At 63.5% G+C, this 23,568-nt stretch carries 14 protein-coding genes and 1 pseudogene; 12 read left to right on the top strand and 3 right to left on the bottom strand.

What is annotated here, in order from left to right; genetic code table 11:
- Positions 1-49: 49 nt before the first annotated feature.
- The 5 genes from hutU to hutG all read left to right on the top strand — a co-directional run bounded on the left by hutU (position 50) and on the right by hutG (position 6,970).
- Positions 50-1,723, top strand: a complete 1,674-nt coding sequence (gene hutU, locus ACIP1G_RS00470) for a urocanate hydratase (RefSeq protein ID WP_400732539.1) — start codon at positions 50-52, stop codon at positions 1,721-1,723.
- A 107-nt stretch (positions 1,724-1,830) separates the two neighbouring features.
- Entirely contained in the window at positions 1,831-3,363 is a 1,533-nt protein-coding gene (gene hutH, locus ACIP1G_RS00465; RefSeq protein WP_400732538.1) for a histidine ammonia-lyase, read from the top strand.
- Positions 3,364-3,530: 167 nt separating this feature from the next.
- Positions 3,531-4,934: an amino acid permease gene (locus ACIP1G_RS00460; RefSeq protein ID WP_400732537.1), complete on the top strand. Its 1,404-nt coding sequence runs from the start codon at positions 3,531-3,533 to the stop codon at positions 4,932-4,934.
- A 16-nt stretch (positions 4,935-4,950) separates the two neighbouring features.
- On the top strand, positions 4,951-6,156 hold the full coding sequence (gene hutI, locus ACIP1G_RS00455; protein ID WP_400732535.1) for an imidazolonepropionase: 1,206 nt from the start codon (positions 4,951-4,953) through the stop codon (positions 6,154-6,156).
- Between the two features lie 10 nt (positions 6,157-6,166).
- Positions 6,167-6,970: an N-formylglutamate deformylase gene (hutG, locus tag ACIP1G_RS00450; protein WP_400733120.1), complete on the top strand. Its 804-nt coding sequence runs from the start codon at positions 6,167-6,169 to the stop codon at positions 6,968-6,970.
- Positions 6,971-7,033: 63 nt separating this feature from the next.
- Here the strand turns inward: hutG and ACIP1G_RS00445 are convergent, their stop codons facing one another.
- Positions 7,034-12,523: a dermonecrotic toxin domain-containing protein gene (locus ACIP1G_RS00445; RefSeq protein WP_400732533.1), complete on the bottom strand. Its 5,490-nt coding sequence runs from the start codon at positions 12,521-12,523 to the stop codon at positions 7,034-7,036.
- Between the two features lie 147 nt (positions 12,524-12,670).
- Between ACIP1G_RS00445 and pip the strand changes: the two genes are divergently transcribed.
- The 7 genes from pip (at position 12,671) to ACIP1G_RS00410 (ending at position 21,467) form a co-directional block, all read left to right on the top strand.
- Positions 12,671-13,642, top strand: coding sequence for a prolyl aminopeptidase (gene pip, locus ACIP1G_RS00440; RefSeq protein ID WP_400732532.1), 972 nt, complete (start codon positions 12,671-12,673; stop codon positions 13,640-13,642).
- Positions 13,639-14,076 (top strand): D-aminoacyl-tRNA deacylase, encoded by a 438-nt coding sequence (dtd, locus tag ACIP1G_RS00435; protein ID WP_400732531.1) that lies wholly within the window; start codon positions 13,639-13,641, stop codon positions 14,074-14,076. The genes pip and dtd overlap by 4 nt, the downstream gene beginning before the upstream one ends.
- Before the next feature lie 263 nt (positions 14,077-14,339).
- Positions 14,340-16,079: a glucan biosynthesis protein G gene (locus tag ACIP1G_RS00430; RefSeq protein ID WP_400732529.1), complete on the top strand. Its 1,740-nt coding sequence runs from the start codon at positions 14,340-14,342 to the stop codon at positions 16,077-16,079.
- Complete coding sequence (mdoH, locus tag ACIP1G_RS00425) at positions 16,072-18,645, top strand: glucans biosynthesis glucosyltransferase MdoH (protein ID WP_400732526.1); 2,574 nt, start codon at positions 16,072-16,074, stop codon at positions 18,643-18,645. The genes ACIP1G_RS00430 and mdoH overlap by 8 nt, the downstream gene beginning before the upstream one ends.
- Before the next feature lie 255 nt (positions 18,646-18,900).
- A complete protein-coding gene (locus ACIP1G_RS00420) occupies positions 18,901-19,698 on the top strand; it encodes a transporter substrate-binding domain-containing protein (RefSeq protein WP_025752328.1) in 798 nt (265 codons plus the stop codon).
- Positions 19,699-19,777: 79 nt separating this feature from the next.
- Positions 19,778-20,740, top strand: coding sequence for an amino acid ABC transporter permease (locus ACIP1G_RS00415; protein WP_400732523.1), 963 nt, complete (start codon positions 19,778-19,780; stop codon positions 20,738-20,740).
- Positions 20,733-21,467, top strand: a complete 735-nt coding sequence (locus ACIP1G_RS00410) for an amino acid ABC transporter ATP-binding protein (protein WP_400733118.1) — start codon at positions 20,733-20,735, stop codon at positions 21,465-21,467. Before ACIP1G_RS00415 ends, ACIP1G_RS00410 begins: the two co-directional genes overlap by 8 nt.
- A gap of 128 nt (positions 21,468-21,595) precedes the next feature.
- Here ACIP1G_RS00410 and ACIP1G_RS00405 read toward each other — a convergent pair whose 3' ends face one another.
- Both ACIP1G_RS00405 and ACIP1G_RS00400 read right to left on the bottom strand, forming a co-directional pair.
- Entirely contained in the window at positions 21,596-22,300 is a 705-nt protein-coding gene (locus ACIP1G_RS00405; protein WP_400733115.1) for a methyl-accepting chemotaxis protein, read from the bottom strand.
- Positions 22,301-22,498: 198 nt separating this feature from the next.
- Positions 22,499-23,539 (bottom strand): annotated as a pseudogene (locus ACIP1G_RS00400) (methyl-accepting chemotaxis protein); the annotation flags it as partial.
- Positions 23,540-23,568: the final 29 nt, after the last annotated feature.

Here is a 23,568-nt window from a genome sequence, read left to right as displayed (position 1 = left end):
TATTGACCACGACATACCCGCCCGCGGACGACCGCAGAGGACCTTTCCCGTGACCGACAACAACAAATACCGTGACGTTGAAATCCGTGCCCCACGTGGCAACAAGCTGACCGCCAAAAGCTGGCTGACCGAAGCGCCACTGCGCATGCTGATGAACAACCTCGATCCACAGGTCGCGGAAAACCCGAAAGAACTGGTGGTGTACGGCGGTATCGGCCGCGCTGCACGCAACTGGGCCTGCTACGACAAGATCGTCGAAACCCTGACCCGCCTGGAAGACGACGAAACCCTGCTGGTGCAGTCGGGCAAGCCGGTCGGCGTGTTCAAGACCCACAGCAACGCCCCGCGCGTACTGATCGCCAACTCCAACCTGGTACCGCACTGGGCCAACTGGGAACACTTCAACGAACTGGACGCCAAGGGCCTGGCCATGTACGGCCAGATGACCGCCGGCAGCTGGATCTACATCGGCAGCCAGGGCATCGTCCAGGGCACCTATGAAACCTTCGTCGAAGCCGGTCGCCAGCACTACGGAGGCAGCCTGAAAGGCAAGTGGGTACTCACCGCTGGCCTGGGCGGCATGGGCGGCGCCCAGCCACTGGCCGCAACCCTGGCCGGCGCCTGCTCGCTGAACATCGAATGCCAGCAAAGCCGTATCGACTTCCGCCTGGAAACCCGCTACGTCGACGAACAGGCCACTGACCTCGACGACGCCCTGGTGCGCATCGCCAAATACACCGCCGAAGGCAAGGCCATTTCCATCGCCCTGCACGGCAACGCCGCCGAAATCCTGCCAGAGCTGGTCAAGCGTGGCGTGCGCCCGGACATGGTCACCGACCAGACCAGCGCCCACGACCCACTGAACGGCTACCTGCCCGCCGGCTGGACCTGGGAACAGTACCGCGACCGCGCGCAGACCGAGCCGGCCGCAGTGGTCAAGGCCGCCAAGCAGTCGATGGCCGTGCATGTTCAAGCCATGCTCGACTTCCAGAAGCAGGGCGTCCCGACTTTCGACTACGGCAACAACATCCGCCAGATGGCCAAGGAAGAGGGCGTGACCAACGCCTTCGACTTCCCAGGCTTCGTCCCTGCCTACATCCGCCCGCTGTTCTGCCGCGGCATCGGCCCGTTCCGCTGGGCGGCGCTGTCCGGTGATGCAGAAGACATCTACAAGACCGACGCCAAGGTCAAGGAACTGATCCCGGACGATGCCCACCTGCACCGCTGGCTGGACATGGCCCGCGAGCGCATCAGCTTCCAGGGCCTGCCAGCACGTATCTGCTGGGTTGGCCTGGGCCTGCGCGCCAAGCTCGGCCTGGCGTTCAACGAAATGGTCCGCAGCGGCGAGCTGTCGGCACCGGTCGTGATCGGCCGTGACCACCTGGACTCCGGTTCGGTGTCCAGCCCTAACCGTGAAACCGAAGCCATGCGCGATGGTTCCGATGCAGTCTCCGACTGGCCGCTGCTCAACGCCCTGCTGAACACCGCAGGCGGCGCCACCTGGGTTTCGCTGCACCACGGTGGTGGCGTAGGCATGGGCTTCTCCCAGCACTCGGGCATGGTCATCGTCTGCGACGGTACCGATGAAGCCGCCGAGCGTATCGCTCGTGTACTGACCAACGACCCAGGGACTGGCGTAATGCGTCACGCCGATGCCGGTTACGACATCGCCATCGACTGCGCCAAGGAGCAGGGCCTGGACCTGCCAATGATCACTGGCTGATCGCCACGCTTTGGATCGCACCCCGCAAGGGGTGATACTGAACAACAAGAAGGAGCGCGCAGGCACCTCACAACGGGCCTGCGGCTCCACGCGATTGGAGTAGTAACGTGACCGAACTCACCCTCAAGCCCGGCACCCTGACCCTGGCCCAGCTGCGCGCGATCCACGCCGCGCCCGTGCGCCTGAAGCTGGATGCCAGCGCTGACCAGCCGATCAACGACAGCGTTGCCTGCGTCGAGCAGATCCTGGCCGAAGATCGCACCGCCTACGGCATCAACACCGGTTTCGGTCTGCTGGCCTCGACCCGCATTGCCAGCCACGACCTGGAAAACCTGCAGCGCTCGCTGGTGCTTTCCCACGCCGCCGGTGTTGGCGCGCCGCTGGATGACGACCTGGTGCGCCTGATCATGGTGCTCAAGATCAACAGCCTCAGCCGCGGCTTCTCCGGCATCCGCCGCAAAGTGATCGATGCCCTGACTGCCCTGGTCAACGCCGAGGTTTACCCGCACATTCCGCTCAAGGGCTCGGTCGGCGCATCGGGCGACCTCGCGCCACTGGCGCACATGTCGCTGGTACTGCTGGGTGAAAGCAAGGCCCGTTACAAGGGCCAATGGCTGCCGGCCACCGAAGCGCTGGCGATTGCCGGCCTCGAGCCACTGACCCTGGCTGCCAAAGAAGGCCTGGCCCTGCTCAACGGTACCCAGGCTTCCACGGCCTACGCCCTGCGCGGTCTGTTCCAGGCCGAAGACCTTTACGCTGCCGCCATTGCCTGTGGTGGCCTGACCGTCGAAGCCGCGCTGGGCTCGCGCTCGCCGTTCGATGCCCGCGTGCATGCCGTACGTGGCCAGCGCGGCCAGATCGACACCGCGGCCTGCTTCCGCGACCTGCTGGGCGACTCCAGCGAAGTGTCGCTGTCGCACAAGAACTGCGACAAGGTCCAGGACCCGTACTCGCTGCGTTGCCAGCCACAGGTCATGGGCGCTTGCCTGACCCAGCTGCGCCAGGCTGCCGAGGTACTGGGCATCGAAGCCAACGCCGTGTCGGACAACCCGCTGGTATTCGCTGCCGAAGGCGACGTCATCTCCGGTGGTAACTTCCACGCCGAACCGGTGGCCATGGCCGCCGACAACATTGCCCTGGCCATCGCCGAAATCGGCTCGCTCAGCGAGCGCCGCATCTCGCTGATGATGGACAAGCACATGTCCCAGCTGCCGCCGTTCCTGGTGGAAAACGGCGGGGTCAACTCCGGCTTCATGATCGCCCAGGTTACCGCTGCCGCCCTGGCCAGCGAAAACAAGGCCCTGTCGCACCCGCACAGCGTCGACAGCCTGCCTACTTCGGCCAACCAGGAAGACCACGTGTCGATGGCCCCGGCTGCCGGCAAGCGCCTGTGGGAAATGGCCGAGAACACCCGCGGCGTGCTGGCCATCGAATGGCTGGGTGCCTGCCAGGGCCTGGACCTGCGCAAAGGCCTGAAGACTTCGGCCAAGCTGGAGCAGGCGCGCCAGGCGCTGCGCAGCGAAGTGCCGCACTACGACCGTGACCGTTTCTTCGCGCCGGACATCGAAAAGGCCGTGGAACTGTTGGCCAAGGGTAGCCTGACCGGCCTGCTGCCGGCAGGTGTGCTGCCAAGCCTGTAATGCCCCCAGGGGCCGCTGTGCGGCCCATTCGCGGGACAAGCCCGCTCCCACAGGAGTACCAAAGGTTTCAGACCTTTGCGGTACCTGTGGGAGCGGGCTTGCCCGCGAATTGGCTGCAAGGCAGCCCCTTCGATCTCACGACCACAAAAACAATTTAAGGACGTGACATGCAACAAGCTCAAGGTCTAAAGCGCGGGCTAAATGCCCGCCACATCCGCTTCATGGCCCTCGGTTCCGCCATCGGCACCGGGCTGTTCTATGGTTCCGCCTCCGCCATCCAGATGGCCGGCCCGGCCGTGCTGCTGGCCTACCTGATCGGCGGCGCCGCCGTGTTCATGGTCATGCGCGCCCTCGGTGAAATGGCCGTGCACAACCCGGTGGCCGGCTCCTTCGGCCACTACGCTACCACCTACCTCGGCCCCATGGCCGGCTTCATCCTCGGCTGGACCTACGCCTTCGAGATGGTCATCGTTGCCATCGCCGACGTCACTGCCTTCGGTATCTACATGGGCTTCTGGTTCCCGGAAGTGGCCCGCTGGATCTGGGTGCTGGGCATCGTGTTCCTGATCGGCGGCCTCAACCTGTGCAATGTCAAAGTGTTTGGCGAAATGGAATTCTGGCTGTCGCTGCTCAAGGTCGGCGCCATCGTGGCGATGATCCTGGCCGGCCTCGGCATCATGGCCTTCGGCTTCAGCCAGGTAGGCACCGGGCATGCCATGGGTGTAAGCAACCTGTTCGACCACGGCGGCTTCATGCCTAACGGCGTGGGCGGCCTGATCGCGTCGTTTGCCGTGGTGATGTTCGCCTTCGGCGGCATCGAGATCATCGGTGTCACCGCCGGTGAAGCCAAGGACCCGCAGCGCGTCATCCCCAAGGCGATCAACGCCGTGCCACTGCGCATCCTGCTGTTCTACGTACTCACCCTGTTCGTGCTGATGTGCCTGTACCCATGGCCGCAAATCGGTAGCCAGGGCAGCCCGTTCGTGCAGATCTTCAGCAACCTGGGCATCGGCTCTGCCGCTGCCGTGCTGAACGTGGTGGTGATTTCCGCCGCCATCTCCGCCATCAACAGCGACATCTTCGGCGCAGGCCGCATGATGTACGGCCTGGCCCATCAAGGCCACGCCCCGCGCAGTTTCAGCAAACTGTCGAAGCACGGTGTGCCATGGATGACCGTCGTGGTGATGGGCGCCGCGCTGCTGGTCGGCGTGCTGCTCAACTACCTGATCCCGGAAAACGTGTTCCTGCTGATTGCCTCGATCGCCACCTTCGCTACCGTGTGGGTCTGGCTGATGATCCTGCTCACCCAGGTTGCCATGCGCCGCAGCATGAGCCGTGAAGAAGTGGCCAAGCTGCAGTTCCCGGTACCGTTCTGGCCGTATGGCCCGGCCATGGCCATTGCGTTCATGGTGTTCATCTTTGGTGTGCTCGGCTACTTCCCGGATACCCAGGCGGCATTGATCGTCGGCGTGATCTGGGTGGTGTTCCTGGTGGCGTCCTATCTGCTGTGGTGCAAGCCGCGCGCAGGGCAGGGCCAGCCAGTAGCAGAGCCTGTCGAGTTGCACCGCTAGTAAAAGGAGATTGTGCATGAGAACCGTCTGGCAGCATTGCCATGTGGCAACCATGGCCGAGGGCCGCTACTCGGCCATCGAAGACGCGGCCATCGTCACCAGCGCCGGGTTGATCGAGTGGATCGGCCCACGCGCCGAGCTGGCGCCGGTCGATGCTGAGCGCACGGTGGACCTGGACGGCGCCTGGGTTACCCCGGGGCTGATCGACTGCCACACCCACGCGGTGTTCGGCGGCAACCGCAGCGGTGAGTTCGAGCAGCGCCTGCAGGGCATGAGCTATGCCGAAATCGCCGCACAGGGCGGTGGCATCGCCAGCACCGTGCGGGCCACCCGCGCGGCCAGCGAGGACGAGCTGTTCGCCAGTGCTCGCCAGCGGGTTCAGGCATTGATGCGCGACGGCGTGACCACCCTCGAAGTCAAGTCCGGCTACGGCCTGGACCTGGCCAACGAGCGCAAGATGCTGCGCGTGGCCCGGCGCCTGGCCGACGAGCTGCCGCTGGCGGTGCGCACGACCTGCCTGGCCGCGCATGCCTTGCCGCCGGAGTACGCTGGCCGTGCCGACGATTACATCGCGCACATCTGCGACGAAATGCTGCCGGCCCTGGCCGCCGAAGGCCTGGTGGACGCCGTGGATGCTTTCTGCGAACACCTGGCGTTCTCCCCGGCCCAGGTCGAGCGGCTGTTCATCAAGGCGCGCGAGTTGGGCCTGCCGGTCAAGCTGCACGCCGAACAGCTGTCGTCGCTGCACGGCTCCAGCCTGGCGGCGCGCTACCAGGCGCTATCGGCCGACCACCTGGAGTTCATGACCGAAGAAGACGCCATCGCCATGGCCGCAGCCGGCACCGTCGCCGTGCTGTTGCCGGGCGCGTTCTACTTCCTGCGTGAAACCCAGCTGCCGCCAATGGACGTATTGCGCCGCCACGGCGTGAAAATTGCCTTGGCCAGCGACCTCAACCCCGGCACCTCGCCAGGGCTGTCGCTGCGCCTGATGCTGAACATGGGCTGCACCTGCTTCCGCATGACCCCGGAAGAAGCCCTGGCCGGTGTCACGGTGCATGCCGCCACGGCACTGGGCCTGGGCGACAGCCATGGCTCGCTGGAAATCGGCAAGGTCGCCGACTTTGTTGCCTGGCAAATCGAACGCCCCGCCGACCTGGCCTACTGGCTGGGCGGCGACCTGCCCAAGCGCGTGGTGCGCAAGGGCCATGAAATTTCCAATTGAGCGAGGCATGATGGACAAGGTACTGAGTTTTCACCAGGGCCGCCTGCCGCTGCTGATCAGCATGCCGCATGCCGGCCTGCGCCTGAGCGACGCCGTGCGCGACGGCCTGGTCGACCAGGCGCGCAGCCTGCCGGATACCGACTGGCATATTCCCCAGCTGTACGACTTCGCCCGCGACATGGGCGCCAGCGTGGTGGCGGCGGAGTATTCGCGCTTCGTCATCGACCTGAACCGCCCGGATGACGACAAGCCGCTGTACGCCGGGGCCACCACCGGGCTGTACCCGGCCACGCTGTTCGAGGGCGAGCCGCTGTTCAAGGCGGGCCTGGAGCCGACCAGCGAGCAACGCAAGCAGTACCTGGAGCAGGTCTGGCGCCCCTATCACGACACCATCCGCAACGAGCTGGACCGCCTGCGTGAACAGTTCGGCTACGCCTTGCTGTGGGATGCCCATTCGATCCGTTCGCTGATCCCGCACCTGTTCGACGGCAAGCTGCCGGACTTCAACCTGGGTACCTTCAATGGTGCCAGTTGCGATGCGGCACTGGCCGAGCGCCTGCAAGGTGTGTGTGCCCAGGCGCAGGGCTACAGCCATGTGCTCAATGGTCGCTTCAAGGGCGGGCATATCACCCGCCATTACGGCGACCCGGCCAACCATATCCATGCCGTGCAACTGGAGCTGGCGCAGAGCACCTACATGGAAGAGCGCGAGCCGTTCGCTTACCGCGAGGAGCTGGCACAGCCAACTCAACAGGTGCTCAAGCACTTGTTGCAAGCCTGCCTGGCGTGGGGCGCGGAACGATACGGGCGCTGAGCTTCGCCTGTGAAACCGGGGACGCGCGTGTCGATCATGCGCGTCGCAGGTGGTTGCAGGTACTCAGTTACTGTTGACCTGTGCAATGGTCAAGTCGCGCAGCAGTTCTTGTTCTTCCTGGTCCTTTTCCCGCTGCAAATCCTGCTGCAGGCTCAGTTCTTCCTGAAGCGGGTAATCTGCATTGGCCAGTTCGAGTACGCGTAGGCGGAAACGGGTTTCTATCTCGGCGAAACGCTCCGCAAATTCAGCGCGCAAGCGTGCAGTCCAGTCGTTGTTTGCCAGCATATAGTCGATGAGCGCACTGCCAAGCTCGCTGGTACGGACCTTCTCCAGCACGCTGGACAGCTCATCGCGTGCCAGATTCGCAGCACTTCGAAAACGCATGCTGTCGGCGATCGGCAGGTCCAGCTCCCTGGCCAGCTCTCGGCGGTAGGCCAGGCGTACCGACACCAGGTCGCCCGAACCGGACCGCTGGTTGGCCAACAGCTCCAGCTGTTCGATGCGGAACAGCTGCAACAGGCGCCGACGCAGCGTTTGCAGGGTATCGCCAGCCTCTACCAGCAAGCGCTGGCCCATCAGGTACAGCTCGATGTTGTTGAACTCCTGCAGGGCACCATCGTGACAGGTCTGCGAGCCGGTCTGCGGGTCTGGCAAGGCGGCGCTTGCGATGCTCTCCATGATCGGGCGTTCTGCTTCGTTGCTGGCTGCTACCACCAGCATCATGCGTACTCGCTCGCAGAAAGCGGCGCGGGTGTTCGGGTCAACGTAGGGTGCGGCATTGTGCAGGCGGCCGGTCAGGCGCAGCAGGTCGCTGCCCTCAAGCTGTTCCCAGCAGTCCTGCAGCGCCTCGTTCTGTGCCGCGCTGCCCAGCAGCCAGTCTTCCAGCCTGGGCGTGTCGTCACCCAACAGCGGGAAGTGAGGGTGATCGAGAGAACCTTCGCTCGACGAATCGACAAACATCAGGTCGCCGGGGATATCCAGGGCAAAGGAATAACTGTGCTGGCTGTCCGAAAACGTGCGAACGCGCAGGATGGTATCCAGTGGCAACGGGTTGTCGAACAGGGAAATCGACGAGATCGGCATCGGATTGTTCAGGTTGGAGAGGATGTGCTCGGGTAGTTCGGTGAGGTTGTTCGAGCTCAAGTCGAGCAGCTCGAGCGGCAACAGGCTGTCGCACCAGCTTGGCCAACTGTGCAGGTTCATGTTGGTGAGCCCGAGAGATTGCAGGTTGGCGGACAACCGTGCGGGGGCTTGGGCGATAGTGCCAACACGGTTCCCTGACAGGTCCAGCGATGTCAGCTGATCCAGCCTGGCGAATATTTCCAGCATGCCCTGGTCGACGTCCAGGCCCATGTTGCGAAACTCCAGGTGGGTGAGTTGGGGCAGGCGTACCAATGCAGATGCCAACGAGGATGTGGCTGCCTGGTGCGCGTCAATGGTCAACCGGGTGACGTTGGGGAAGCGGCGCAGTAACGCGTCCAGCTCGGCAGCGCTGCCGCTCAGGCGGGTCAGTGTCATGGCGCGAACCCGCTCACCGAAAAACGCAGGGAGGCGCCTGGGGAAGTGCGCGATAGCCACGTCCTCAAGTTGCAGCCACAAATGTTCCAGACCGCGCTCCTGTCGTTCCCAGAAGCGGCTGATAGCCGTTTCGATACGCTGCCGGTCTGCCAGAGCCCCCTGGGTCAGCGGGTTGCTTGAGCTTGAAGCCTGCGCCCAGCCGTCAATCGCGTCGCGCATCTGCTGGCGTTCGTTGCGCATGCGTGCAAGCCGGCCGCTCAGTTCCGGGGACTGATCCACGCTGATGCTGGCAGTCTCAGCCCGCTCGTTCAGCAGCAGGCGCTGCAGGTGGCTTTCGTTGATAGCGTTGCCCTGCAGCGAGATGACGGGCGGGCCGGGCAGCGTTTCCGCCTCGTTGAGCAGGAACGCGGGCAACGACCTCAAATTGTTGTTACGCAGGGACAGGTGGCCGATGCGCCCCAAGGCATCGCTACCAATGCCTATCGGCCATTGGCTCAGCTGCATCTGGTCCAGGCCCAGGTAGTCCAGGGCAAGCTCATGGAAGCTTGGGCTGTTGTTCTGTGCCAGGCGGTTGCCACTGAGATCCAGGTGCCTTAGCTGGCCAAGGCCGGCCAGCAGGTTCAGGTCACCCTCGGAAAGCGCAATGTTCTGGTTGGTCAGTATCAATCGGTTCAGCGCGGGCAAGCTCTCGGTGATGGTCAGGATGCTGAACAGGAAGGTGGAGGGCGTTGCCCTGGGGTCATATGGCCTGCTGATCTCCAGCGACCGGATATGCGGCATCTGCCTGAGCAGGCGTTGCAGCAGGCGTTCGTGTTGCGCCCAGCCGGCGAGCGCGCCCGAAGGCAAATCGAGCAGGCTCAGGCTGTGTACACGTGCGCTGAAGAAGTCGGGCAGGATCAGCGGGACATCCGCCAGCGGCACGCGCTGTATGCGCAGCTCGGCCGCATGTCCCAGGCCCTGCTCCAAGGCGCTGTCGTACCAGTGTTGCAGGATGGCTTCGCGCAGGGCGTGGTAATCGCTAGCTGCCTGATCCGTCGCCGGTGAAATGGCTTCGCTCCAGTCGTTCAGCCTGTCCAGCAAGGTGTTGCGTTGCTCACCTAACAACAGCAGGTGTTCAAGCGCCTGTTGCCTGGTGCGGCCCGAGGAAACGATCCTCAGCACTTGCTCCGCTGTCTGTCGTGTGTGCTCGGTCAGGCCGGTGGCGGTGGCGGCATCCAGCAATGCCTGGCGGGAAACGTCGCCCGATGCTGCCGAATGGCCGCCACTCAGCGGGTAGCCCAAGCGGCCATCGGCCAGGCGCATGGGCGAGTGGAAACCGGGGCGTACGGTTAGCATGCCGAGCACTTGCCTGAGGGCATTGCGCGGTAGCAAAGGTGCGTTCTGCACCTGCTGGCGCAGTCCGGCTTCATCTCCGGCCCCCAGGCTCGCCATCGCTTCAGGCAGTGCTTCGCACAGGGCCGCATAAAGGTTTGGATGTACCTTGGCGGTGGCTTCTGCCTGGGTTGCGAGGTGGACGATGTAGCCTTCCTCGGTACTGCTGATGGCCTTGATAGTGCGAGCCCGCACGGACCCTATGCTGTGGTGTTGGCTGGGCCAGTAGCTGTGCTGGTGTAGTTCAAGCCTGGTATCGGTTGGCCAGCCAGGCAACTGCTCAAGCGAATGTGCGATCAAACGGTCAGTGTCCCAGCTACGCACGCTGCCCAGGTACAACCCTTCGTAGGCGCGGGCCAGGCGAACCTGCTGCTGGTAATGGCGGATTTCCTCGGCAATGCGCAGCGGCACTTTACCGCCCGCCAGGCTCAGCTGTTCGGAGGCCGTGGCATTGCGCAGGAGTTCGTGGGCGATGGCCGTGGGCAGGCTCGGATAAACCCGTTGGATAATGCCTGCATCGGATGTTGCCAGTTGGCGATAGCGCTTCTCGAACTCGGCGTTGCGCGCCGAGATCCCGGCTTCCGGCAGTGCTTGGGCGACCTGCCGATCCAGTGCAAAGCGTTGCAGGGTGTCCTCAAGCAACGCTGGCAGCCGTTGGTTTTCGCTAAGGATTCTGCGTAGGACGTTTTCGTCCGTACAGCTGACGCGCAGTATCTGGCTTGCGCTCTGAGCGTCGAATCCCCGGGCCAGATGGCCTAGCCGGCGGAACAGCTGCATGCCGCCCCATTCTTGCGGCTCGTCAAGCTCATGCAGCCAGGTATCTGCACCATTATGATGCAGCTTCGGTTGGTAGCCGTGGGGGCGGGCAGGGTGTATCAGCCGGTGTTCAGCGTTCGTGCTGCTGACGGCGTAGGTGCTTTCTTCAATCGGCAGCCAGGTTTTGCCTTGGTGATGGTACAAGCCAAACCGATCAGGCTTCAGGCCGGCAGGCAGCACGATGTCATGAGCGAAGGGGCGTAGGTCGCGGCGCCAGAGGCGGACGTCGCCACTGGGGCTTTCCACGGGCTTGAGTTCTTCAATGAAGGAAGGGGTCTCCACAGGAATTTTGTCGATTGCAGGTTTTGCTCCTGCACCCGTTGTGGCCCCGAGTGCGCCGATCAAGGCCAGGTTCTCGACCACATCCATCAGGTAACCGAATGCTTGCTCGCGCTCGCCGTCGGCCCAGTCGGCAAGCCCTTCGAAAACCTCGTGGCCGAGTTGCAGCACGGTCAGGCCCAGCATCAACGGGGCCAGTCCGGGGATGAAGAAGGCGCCGATGTTCAGTGCGTTGAGGGCCAGTGATTCAAAGTAGGCCCAGCGCTTGGCTGCCGTTTTTTCGTCTTCCGCTGCAGTCGACACGGCGTGGAAGGCGGCATCGTCTTTCAGGCGCTGCTGCCGTTGGCTGGCCAGTGCATCCAGCAGCGGCTGGGCAAACGGTTGTAGATGAAGGGAAACCCAGGCGTTTGGGTCCTTTATGCGTTCCTGGTAACCCTTCGCCGGGTTCCAGGTATACGGTTCGAGCGTGTCCTGGAGTTTGCTCAGGAATACCGACTTGTCTCGTTCGGGTATCAACTGCAAGGCCTCGGCGCTGCGAAACGCAGGCAACTGTTCAAGCAGGAACGCTTCGGCCTGCTGTCGGGAAGTGTGCACGGTCAGCGGTGCAGGTGTGCCGGGCAGGTAGAGCACCACCCAACCACCATAAGGAAAGGTCAGTGGCGGAAACTTTCCGGAGGCGGTGGGGCCCGCGGCGGCAATGCCAAAGGCCACGGCGCCGGTAAGGGTGGCGTGCAGCAGGGTAATGCGCGAGCACAGCACCGGCTGGTCCTGATAGTTGGCGTGGCCAAGCGAGGCGAGCCTTGTCAGCACCTCATGCGTGGCGTCATCGATGGCGCCGCGAAGGTAAGCCAGGTGCACCTGCAGGCTCAAGGTGGCTTGCTCGGCGCGGCGCAAGGCGCCCTGGGCAGCCTCGCCAGCTATTGCCGCATCGACCAGGGCCTGATACTGGCCGCCGATATCCAGGTCACGCACCATCGCCGCGAACGCTTCGGGCACGATGGCTATCTGCCTGGCCGGTGAGCCGACAATGCTGACCTTGTTGCTGTCGAGGATCAGCGATGGGTTGCCGCCTGCTTCCAGTCCCCCAGGTTGAGCTTCGGCGGCTTCGAAGTTCTGCAGGGCGCAGTCCAGCAACGACTGCGTGGCCCTTTTCACGGCGCGATCGCTGGTAACGAACGGGTCGCCACTCATTGAGCCCTTGTAGGCCGCCGCCTTGCTTGCATTCAGCAGGTAAGTGGCGGTTACATCCAGGTCCAGTTCGAAGCGCTTGCGGACTTCTGCGCCGAGCAACGTGCTGGCGAAGGGCTTCAGCGCCGGCAGTGCCGCCAGCAGCGTGCGTACTTCGGCTTCTGCCTTGCGTTGTGTGCCGTACTCTTCAATCAGTTGGCGGGCGATGGCGGGGTGTGCCTGGCACGCCGCTGCAAACCATTTTTCCGGTTTGGCTGCGGCCTCGCGCATGTGCCAGTGTTCGTCAGGCCGGGTTCCGGCAACCCAGGCAGGCAGCTTGCTGGCGACCAGGGCCAGTGGCCGGGAAGGGTTGGGGGTTGTAGCAGCAGATGAGTCGATCATGCGGTGCCTCGCTTTTCGGGAAGCTCCGATGCTATTTACCCGCGTGCTGCGCAAGCACATAACATGATCTCGCCACAGACACATGCTCTTGGCGCAATTCAGGTTTATGATGGCCCACGGCCGAATAATCCTCACATGGAGTGCGCAATGCAGACCCTCTACCCGCAGATCAAACCCTACGCCCGGCACGATCTGGCCGTGGAAGCGCCGCATGTGCTGTATGTCGACGAGAGCGGCTCGCCAGAAGGTCTGCCGGTGGTGTTCATCCACGGTGGCCCCGGCGCCGGTTGCGACGCCCAGAGCCGTTGCTACTTCGACCCTACCCTGTATCGCATCATCACCTTCGACCAGCGCGGCTGCGGCCGCTCCACGCCGCACGCAAGCCTGGAGAACAACACGACCTGGCACCTGGTCGAGGACCTGGAGCGCATCCGCGAGCACCTGGGTATCGACAAATGGGTGCTGTTCGGTGGCTCGTGGGGCTCCACCCTGGCCCTGGCCTACGCCCAGACCCACCCGGAGCGGGTGCATGGCCTGATCCTGCGCGGCATCTTCCTGTGCCGCCCCCAGGAAATCCAATGGTTCTATCAGGAGGGTGCCAGCCGCCTGTTCCCGGACTACTGGCAGGACTACATCGCCCCGATTCCGCCGGAAGAGCGCGGCGACCTGGTCAAAGCCTTCCACAAGCGCCTGACCGGCAACGACCAGATTGCCCAGATGCACGCTGCCAAGGCCTGGTCTACCTGGGAGGGACGCACGGCAACCCTGCGCCCCAACCCGCTGGTGGTCGACCGCTTCTCCGAGCCGCAGCGGGCGCTGTCGATTGCCCGCATCGAATGCCACTACTTCATGAACAACGCCTTCCTCGAGCCAAACCAGCTGATCCGCGACCTGCCGAAAATCGCCCACCTGCCAGCGGTGATCGTGCACGGGCGCTACGACGTGATTTGCCCGCTGGAGAACGCCTGGGCGTTGCACCAGGCCTGGCCGAACAGCGAACTGAAGGTGATTCGCGACGCCGGCCACGCAGCCTCCGAGCCGGGTATTACCGATGCCCTGGTGCGCGCCGCCGACCAGATGGCCCGGCGCCTGCTCGACCTGCCCCTGGAAGAAGCATGAGGGGCCTGCTGCAGCGTGTGCGCGGTGCGCGGGTAGAGGTGGCAGGGGAGGTGGTTGGCGCCATCGACCAGGGTTTGCTGGTGCTGGTGGCGGTCGAGCCTGAAGATTCCCGCGAACAGGCCGATAAGTTGTTGCACAAACTGTTGAACTACCGTGTGTTCAGCGATGAGCAGGGCAAGATGAACCTGTCGCTCAAGGATGTTGGGGGCGGGTTGCTGCTGGTGTCGCAGTTCACCTTGGCGGCGGATACCCGCAACGGCATGCGCCCGAGCTTCTCGACGGCAGCGCCGCCGGCCCTTGGTGCCGAATTGTTCGACTATCTTTTGCAGCAAGCAAAGAGCCAGCACGCCGATGTGGCGAGTGGGCAGTTCGGCGCGGACATGCAGGTGCACCTGGTCAATGATGGCCCCGTAACATTTATGTTACAAATGTGAGGGAAAAAAACCCCTTGTTCATAGGAAAACAAGGCGTTTTGTACGATAAATAGTTGTTCCAGCCTGATGCGTTGTCACGCGACCTGCTGGATAATCGCGCGCTGCATGGACCTGCGTTCGCAGGTTCGTTTCACTCTGACTCGAGCATTGTCTGGATCCGTTTGGGGAATCATTACGCCCTCACGGGGTCCGAACAGTGCTCGCCAACCCGGCATTTGTCGCTGGCCGTTGGTTTCATGATCTGTTTTCGGCGAGGGTTGCTCGTGATTGTTAGTCCCCAAAATGCATCTAGAATCCCCGGAACCGGGCTGCGCAAGGCCCTGATGGCCAGTGTGGCACTGGTCGGCCTGATGAGCGCGGGCCAGCTGTGGGCATTCAATCTTGACGATGTTGCAGCCAAGGCAAAGGATCTGGCCGGCCAGAAGTACGAAGCTCCGAAAAGCAACCTGCCGGCTGTATTCCGCGACATGAAGTTCGCGGACTATCAGAAAATTCACTTCCTGCAGGAAAAGGCCGAGTGGGCCAAGGACAAGACCCCGTTCAAGTTGTCGTTCTATCACCAGGGCATGCACTTCGATACCCCGGTGAAAATCAACGAGGTCACCGCCACCAAGGTCGAGGAAATCAAGTACGACCCGAGCCGCTTCGAGTTCGGTGACGTGCCACACGACCCGGAAACCACCAAGAACCTGGGTTATGCCGGTTTCCGCGTGCTGTACCCGATCAACAAGGCCGACAAGCAGGACGAGATCATGACCCTGCTTGGCGCCAGTTATTTCCGTGTGGTCGGCAAGGGCCATGTCTATGGCCTGTCGGCCCGTGGCCTGGCCATCGACACCGCACTGCCGTCGGGCGAAGAATTCCCGCGCTTCACCGAGTTCTGGGTGGAAAAACCCAAACCAGCCGACAAGCACCTGGTGATCTACGCCCTGCTCGACTCGCCGCGCTCCGCCGGTGCCTACAAACTGACCCTGCGCCCAGGCAGCGACACCGTGGTCGACGTGCAGTCGCGGGTGTTCCTGCGTGACCACGTCAGCCGCCTGGGCATTGCGCCGCTGACCAGCATGTACCTGTTCGGCCCTAACCAGCCGTCCAAGGTCCTCAACTACCGCCCAGCCCTGCACGACTCCGAAGGCCTGTCGATTCATGCCGGCAATGGCGAGTGGATCTGGCGCCCGCTGAACAACCCGAAACACTTGGCCGTGAGCAACTTCAGCGTCGAGAACCCGCGTGGTTTCGGCCTGATGCAGCGTCAGCGCGCCTTCAGCGACTACGAAGACCTTGACGACAACTACCAGAAGCGCCCGAGCGCCTGGATCGAGCCGAAGGGTGATTGGGGCAAGGGCACCGTCGACCTGGTCGAAATTCCGACCGCCGACGAGACCAACGACAACATCGTGGCCTTCTGGAGCCCGGAAAAACTGCCGGAGGCCGGCCAGCCGATCGAGTACGCCTACCGCCTGCACTGGACCATCGACGAGCAGAAGTTCCAGGCCCCCGAGCTGGGCTGGGTCAAGCAGACCCTGCGTTCCACCGGCGACGTCAAGCAGTCCAACCTGATCCGCCAGCCAGACGGCAGCGTGGCATTCCTGGTCGATTTCGCCAGCCCGGCCCTGGCCGCCCTGCCGGAAGACACCGCCGTGCGCAGCCAGATCAGCGTCGGCGACAACGCCGAGGTGGTCGAGAACAATCTGCGCTATAACCCAGAGACCAAGGGCTGGCGCCTGACCCTGCGGCTGAAGGTCAAGGAAGCCAACAAATCGACCGAAATGCGTGCCGCACTGGTGCGTGATGTACCGGTCGAACCTGCCAAGCCTGCCCAGGAAACCAAGCAGGACAAGGCCGCAGCCAAGCATGCCAAGGCCGAGAAAGCAGCCAAGGCTGAGCAAGCTGCCAAGGCCGAACAACCTGCCGCCGATGCGGCGCCCACCAACGGGACCCCGGCCACCACCGAGAAGGTGCTGACCGAGACCTGGAGCTATCAGTTGCCTGCCGATGAGTAACTCAAACGCAAGGCCAGTATCGCTTGGCGAGTACCTGGCTCACTTACCACTGAGCGACGAGCAGCGGGCGGAACTCGCCAGCTGCACCTCGTTCGGTGAGCTGCACCAACGCCTGGCGGCCAACCCGGCCGCCAACGCTACCGAGGCCGTACAGGCCTCGGTAGGCCCGCGCCTGACCGTGGGCAGCGCCGCCGAGCTGGAAGACGCCGAAATGCTTGGCGTCGACGGCAGCGGCCGCCTGTGCCTGAAGATTGCCCCGCCGATCAAACGTACCAAAGTTGTGCCAGAGCCCTGGCGCACCAACGTACTGATCCGCATGTGGCGGCGCATGACCGGCCGTCCCAACGCGCCGCAGCCGCCCAAGCGCGAGCTGCCGCCGGCACGCTGGCGCACGGTCGGCTCGATCCGCCGCTATATCCTGCTGACCTTGATGATCGGCCAGACCATCGTTGCCGGCTGGTACATGAAAGGCATCCTGCCGTACCAGGGCTGGTCGTTCGTCGACCTCGACGAAATCCTCAGCCAATCGCTGTGGGACACGGTCGTGCAGGTGTGGCCGTATGCCTTGCAGACTTCCATTCTGGTGCTCTTCGGCATCCTGTTCTGCTGGGTGTCGGCGGGCTTCTGGACCGCGCTGATGGGCTTCCTCGAGCTGCTCACCGGGCGTGACAAATACAAGATTTCGGGCAGCAGCGCCGGCAATGAGCCGATTGCACCCGAAGCGCGTACCGCGCTGGTGATGCCGATCTGCAACGAAGATGTGCCGCGCGTATTCGCCGGCCTGCGCGCAACGTTCGAGTCGGTGGCCGCCAGCGGCAACCTCGACCGCTTCGACTTCTTCGTGCTCAGCGACACCAACGACACCGACATCGCCGTGGCCGAGCAACAGGCCTGGCTGGACGTGTGTCGCGAAACCAAAGGCTTCGGCCGCATCTTCTACCGCCGCCGTCGGCGCCGGGTGAAGCGCAAGAGCGGTAACCTCGACGACTTCTGCCGTCGCTGGGGCGGTGAGTACAAGTACATGGTCGTGCTCGACGCCGACAGCGTCATGAGCGGCGAATGCCTGAGCAGCCTGGTGCGCCTGATGGAGGCCAACCCGGACGCCGGCATCATCCAGACCGGGCCGAAAGCCTCGGGCATGGACACCCTGTATGCGCGCATGCAGCAGTTCGCCACCCGCGTGTACGGCCCGCTGTTCACCGCCGGCCTGCACTTCTGGCAGCTGGGCGAGTCGCACTACTGGGGCCACAACGCGATCATCCGCATGAAGCCGTTCATCGAGCACTGCGCCCTGGCGCCGTTGCCGGGCAAGGGCGCGTTCGCCGGTGCAATCCTGTCCCACGACTTCGTTGAAGCCGCGCTGATGCGCCGTGCCGGCTGGGGTGTGTGGATCGCCTACGACCTGCCGGGCAGCTACGAAGAACTGCCGCCTAACCTGCTGGACGAGCTCAAGCGCGACCGCCGCTGGTGCCACGGCAACCTGATGAACTTCCGCCTGTTCCTGGTCAAGGGCATGCACCCGGTGCACCGTGCGGTGTTCCTGACCGGGGTGATGTCGTACCTGTCGGCACCGTTGTGGTTCCTGTTCCTGGTGCTGTCGACCGCGCTGCTGGCGACCAACACGTTGATGGAGCCGCAGTACTTCATCGAGCCGTACCAGCTTTACCCGCTGTGGCCGCAGTGGCACCCGGAGAAAGCCGTGGCGCTGTTCTCCACCACCATCGTGCTGTTGTTCCTGCCCAAGCTGCTCAGTGTCATCCTGATCTGGGCCAAGGGCGCCATCGAGTTCGGTGGGCGGATCAAGGTCACCCTGTCGATGCTGATGGAGATGCTGTTCTCCATGCTGCTGGCGCCGGTGCGCATGATCTTCCACACCCGCTTCGTGCTGGCCGCGTTCCTCGGCTGGGCCGCGACCTGGAACTCGCCGCAGCGTGATGACGACTCCACGCCGTGGAGCGAAGCGGTACGTCGGCATGGTCCTCAGACCCTGCTGGGCATTGCCTGGGCCGGCCTGGTGGCCTGGCTGAACCCGAGCTTCCTGTGGTGGCTGGCGCCTATCGTCGGTTCGCTGGTGTTGTCGATCCCGGTATCGGTGATTTCCAGCCGCACGCGCCTGGGCCTGGCAGCCAAGGACGAGAAGCTGTTCCTCATCCCCGAGGAATACGCTACCCCGCAAGAGTTGCTGGCAACCGACCAGTACACCCACGAAAACCGCTGGCATGCCCTGCATGACGGCTTCGTGCGGGCCGTGGTCGACCCGCGCCAGAACGCCCTGGCCTGCGCCATGGCTACTGCCCGCCATGGCCAGGCGGCGCCGATCGAGGCGCTGCGTGCCGAGCGCGTGGCCAAGGCGATCGAAGTCGGGCCGAAAGGGCTGGACCTCAACACCCGCCTGGCCCTGCTCAGCGACCCGGTGGCGTTGACCCGCCTGCATGAGCAGGTGTGGGCCGAGCACAACGCGGCGTGGATCGATGTGTGGCGTGCCTCCATCAAGAACGACCCGCACTCGCCGCTGTTGCCCCTGCATCCGGAGAATGAGGGCCAACCGGCACTCGTCGGCGCCTGATCGGGATGCACGGCGCCTGACAGGGCCTATTCGCGGGTGAACCCGCTCCTACAGGGATACTCATTCCCATGTAGGAGCGGGTTCACCCGCGAAGCTTTTAGGGCCCTACCCCTATTTTGGCCAACAAAGTCCCCCCCAGCTCTAGGTCCCCGGCCCGCCATGCGTTAGCATCCCTCTCCGATACGACGCATCGGCCAGTAAGGTCGTGCCAACACAATAAGATTCGCTCTTTTCTTGCTAGGGGACTTGGTGATGATCAAGAAATACCTTTCGCGACTGCTGGTCGGTGTTACCGCCCTGGTCGCCGTGACGGCGGCGCAGGCGGGCGCCATCGATGACGCGGTCAAGCGCGGCACCCTGCGGGTGGGCATGGACCCAACCTACATGCCGTTCCAGATGACCAACAAACGTGGCGAGATCATCGGCTTCGAAGTCGACATTCTCAAAGCCATGGCCAAGTCGATGGGCGTCAAGTTCGAGGCTGTTTCCACTGCCTATGACGGCATCATCCCAGCCCTGCTGACCGACAAGTTCGACATGATCGGCAGCGGCATGACCCTGACCCAGGAACGCAACCTGCGCCTGAATTTCAGCGAGCCCTTCATCGTGGTTGGCCAGACCCTGCTGATCCGCAAGGAGCTGGCTGGCGAGATCAAGTCGTACAAAGACCTGAACAACGAGAAGTACCGCCTGACCTCCAAGCTCGGTACCACCGGCGAAATGGTGTCCAAGAAGCTGATCGGCAAAGCCAAGTACCACGGCTATGACAACGAGCAGGAAGCGGTGATGGACGTGGTCAACGGCAAGGCAGACGCCTTTGTCTACGACGCGCCGTACAACGTGGTGGCAGTAGAGAAGGCCGGTGCCGGCAAGCTGCTGTTCCTCGAAGAACCCTTCACCTACGAGCCGCTGGCCTTCGGCCTGAAGAAAGGCGACTACGACAGCATCAACTTCATCAACAACTTCCTGCACCAGATCAAGCATGACGGGACCTACGATCGTATTCACGACAAGTGGTTCAAGAACAAGGACTGGCTGAAGGAAATGGAATAAGGCCCAGGCCACAAGCCCGGCTTTATGACCCCGACGCGCAGGCAAACCCTGCGCGTTCGCATTTACGGAAGTACCCCACGTGATCAAACACAAGAAAGCCCAGTGGCCCTGGCATGGGCTGACCGCCCTGGTCCTGGTGGGCCTGGCGCTCAGCCTGTACATGGCCACCTCGATGATTTCCTACGAGTGGCGCTGGAACCGCGTACCGCAGTACTTCGCCTACAAGGCCGAAGAAACACAGCGCGCTGCCGCCTACGGTACCGTGCAGGAAATCGTCATCTCCGGCGATAACGCCCGCGTCACGCTGAAAGACGAAAGCGGTGCCGAGCAAGTACTCGATGTGGCCAAGGACAGCCTGCAACTGAGCCGTGGCGACGATGTTGCCGAAGGCGACCAGATTGGCGTCACCCGGCATTGGGCTGCAGGCCCGCTGGCCTGGGGCCTGTGGACCACCTTGTGGATTTCGGTGGTGTCCGGGGCGCTGGGCCTGGTAATCGGCCTGTTCGCCGGCTTGTGCCGGTTGTCGAACAACCCCACCTTGCGTGACTTGTCGACCGTTTATGTGGAGCTGGTGCGCGGCACGCCGCTGCTGGTGCAGATCTTCATCTTCTACTTCTTCATCGGCACCGTGCTCAACCTGTCCCGCGAGTTTGCCGGTGTAGCGGCGCTGGCGCTGTTCACCGGCGCCTACGTGGCGGAAATTGTCCGCGCCGGTGTGCAGTCGATCGCCAAGGGCCAGAACGAAGCGGCTCGCTCGCTGGGCCTGAACGCTGGTCAGTCGATGCGCCACGTCATCCTGCCGCAGGCGTTCAAGCGCGTGCTGCCGCCGTTGGCCGGCCAGTTCATCAGCCTGGTCAAGGACACCTCGCTGGTGTCGGTAATCGCCATCACCGAACTGACCAAGAGCGGCCGTGAGGCCATCACCACCTCGTTCTCGACCTTCGAGATCTGGTTCTGCGTGGCAGGCCTGTACCTGCTGATCAACCTGCCGCTGTCGCACATTGCCAGCCGGCTTGAGCGGAGGCTTGCGCAAAGTGATTGAAGTCCGTGACCTGCTGAAAGTCTTCGACACCCGTGGCCAGGTGGTACGGGCTGTGGATAACGTCACCACGCAAGTTGCCAAGGGCGAAGTGGTGGTTGTGCTCGGCCCCTCGGGTTCGGGCAAGTCGACCTTCCTGCGCTGCCTCAACGGCCTGGAGCATTTCGACCAAGGCCACGTGGCCATCGACGGCCTGCAACTGGCCGACCCGAAGACCGACATCAACGCCTACCGCCGCGAAGTCGGCATGGTGTTCCAGCACTTCAACCTGTTCCCGCACATGACCGTGCTGGAAAACCTCTGCCTGGCGCAGAAGGTGGTGCGCAAGCGGAACAAGGCTGACCGCGAGGCCAAGGCCCGGGCGTTGTTGGAGAAGGTTGGCATTGCACAGAAGGCCAACGAGTTCCCGTCGCGTCTGTCCGGTGGCCAGCAGCAGCGGGTAGCGATTGCCCGCGCCCTGGCCATGGACCCGAAAGTGATGCTGTTCGACGAGCCAACCTCGGCGCTCGACCCGGAAATGGTCGGCGAGGTGCTGGATGTGATGAAGACCCTGGCCCAGGAAGGCATGACCATGGTCTGCGTCACCCACGAAATGGGCTTTGCCCGCGAAGTGGCTGACCGGGTGCTGTTCTTTGACCACGGCAAGCTGCTGGAAGACTCGGCCCCGGCCGCGTTCTTCGCTGCCCCGAGAGACCCGCGTGCGCAGGCCTTCCTGCGCCAGGTGCTTTAACCGCTGGGGGCGCTTTGCGCCCCATCCGACCGGTCCGGCGCCCCGGCAAGGCCGCTCCTACAGGGGGACGCGATCTCCTGTAGGAGCGGCCTTGTGTCGCGATGGGCTGCAAAGCAGCCCCGGCGATCTCAAATGTTGAACCGCCCCACCATCCCCCGCAATTGCTGCCCCAGCTGCTCCAGCTTCCCACTCGAAGCCGCCGTCTGCTCACTGGCCGCACTGGTCTGATCCGACACATCCCGCACATTGATCACACTTCGGTTGATCTGCTCGGCCACCACACTCTGCTCTTCGCTGGCCGTGGCGATCTGCTGGTTCATGCCCTGAATGCTCGACACCGTATCGGTGATCTGGCCAAGCGCATGCCCGGCCCTGCGGCTCAGTTCCACGCTTTGCTCAGTCAGGTTCTTGCTGCTGTCGAGCAAGCGGGTCACTTCATCGGTACCGTTGTGCAGGCTGTCGATCAGTTGGCCAATCTCCTCGGTCGCTGTCGAAGTTCGCTGGGCCAAACCGCGTACCTCATCGGCCACCACGGCAAAGCCGCGCCCGGCTTCACCGGCCCGCGCCGCTTCGATCGCCGCGTTCAGGGCCAGCAGATTGGTTTGCTCGGACACCGACTTGATCACATCGAGGATGCTGCCAATGCGCTGGCTCTCGCCCGCCAGGTGCTGCATGGCCGCCAGGCAATGGTCCATTTGCCCGGCCAGTTGCTCAATACGGCCAATGGCTTCGGCCACCACCTGGTCGCCCACCTGCGCCTGCTGGTCGGCGTTGGTCGCGGCCTGTGAGGCCTGTTCGGCGTTCTGCGCCACTTCCTGCACGGTAGCGCTCATCTGGTTCATGGCGGTGGCGACCTGGTCGGTTTCCTCGCGCTGCTGGTTGATGCGCAGCTTGGTGTCTTCGCTGCTGGCGGCCAGCTGCGAGGCCGCCTGCGACAGCTGGCCGACGCCCTGGTCGATACCACCGATCAACTCGCGCAGGCTGATAGTCATTTCGCGCATGCTGGTCTGCAACTGGCCCATCTCGTCGCGGCGCTGCACCGCGTCGACCTGGCTCAAGTCGCCTTTGGCGATGCGCGCAGCCACGGTCAGCGTCTGGTGCAACGGTTGGGTGATCTGCAAGGTGATCAACCAGGCGGCCAGCACGCCCACTGCCAGCGCCAGCAGCGCCACGCTGGTCAGCAGCGAGCGAGCCGCGAGGGCCTCGCTGTCGCGTTGCTCGACCTTGCGTTTGCTCAGTTCAAGGCTCACTGCGCGCAACTCATTGCCCATTTTCTCCATGTTGTTCTGCAGCTGCTCGACGCGCACGGCGGCGCGACGGTACTGGTCCAGGCTGGCGCGGTACTTGGCCAGCTCGACCCCAGGCTGCTCGCTGACAGTGCGTGGCAAGCCCAGCGGCGCAAGGCCCCTGAGCAATTGCTCAAGGCTGCTGTCGGCAGCGTTCAGGGCGTTGTCGCCGACCTTGGCGAAGTCCTCGACCGGGGCAAATGTGTAGGCCGGCACCAGGCTCTGCTGATTGGCACCGTCGACATGCCGGCTGAGGGTGTCCATCAGGCCCAGCACACCGCTTTGCTGGCTGTCGGCAGCCATTTTCAGCAAGGCCTGGGTCTGCAGTTCGTCGATCACGTCGTTGAGTTTTTGCTCCTGCACCTGCATGGCTTCACGCAGGGCGATGCGGTTGGCAACGCTGCGCTGCAGCTCGCTGAAGTCATCACGCAGGCGCTGCAGCAACGTCAGCTTTTCGCTCAGCATCTGCCGTGATTCATCGACGTTGCTGCGTTGTTGCAGGGTGGTCAGCATGCTGTTCAGCTGGTCGAGGATGCTGGTGATACGTGACTGGCTGGCGTCGTCGTTGAGCACGCGGTAGGTGATGCGTTCTGCGCGCAGGTCTTTGGTCAGGTCGTTGATCAGGCCAATTTCGCTAAGTTGCTGCGAACGGACAATGGCGCCATCCAGCGCGCGCCAGCCGCTGACGGTGGTGGCCAGGGTAAGCAGCAGGACCACGGCGAAGCCGAGGGCCAGCTTGGCAGCGACACTGATGTTGCCGAGCTGGCGGTTGAGGTAGCCGAGCATGAGGAGTCTCCGTGCAAGTGAGAGAGGGA

Source organism: Pseudomonas sp. NPDC089392 (assembly GCF_044749595.1).
Taxonomy (GTDB): domain Bacteria; phylum Pseudomonadota; class Gammaproteobacteria; order Pseudomonadales; family Pseudomonadaceae; genus Aquipseudomonas.
This window is presented reverse-complemented; position numbering and strand designations above follow the sequence as displayed.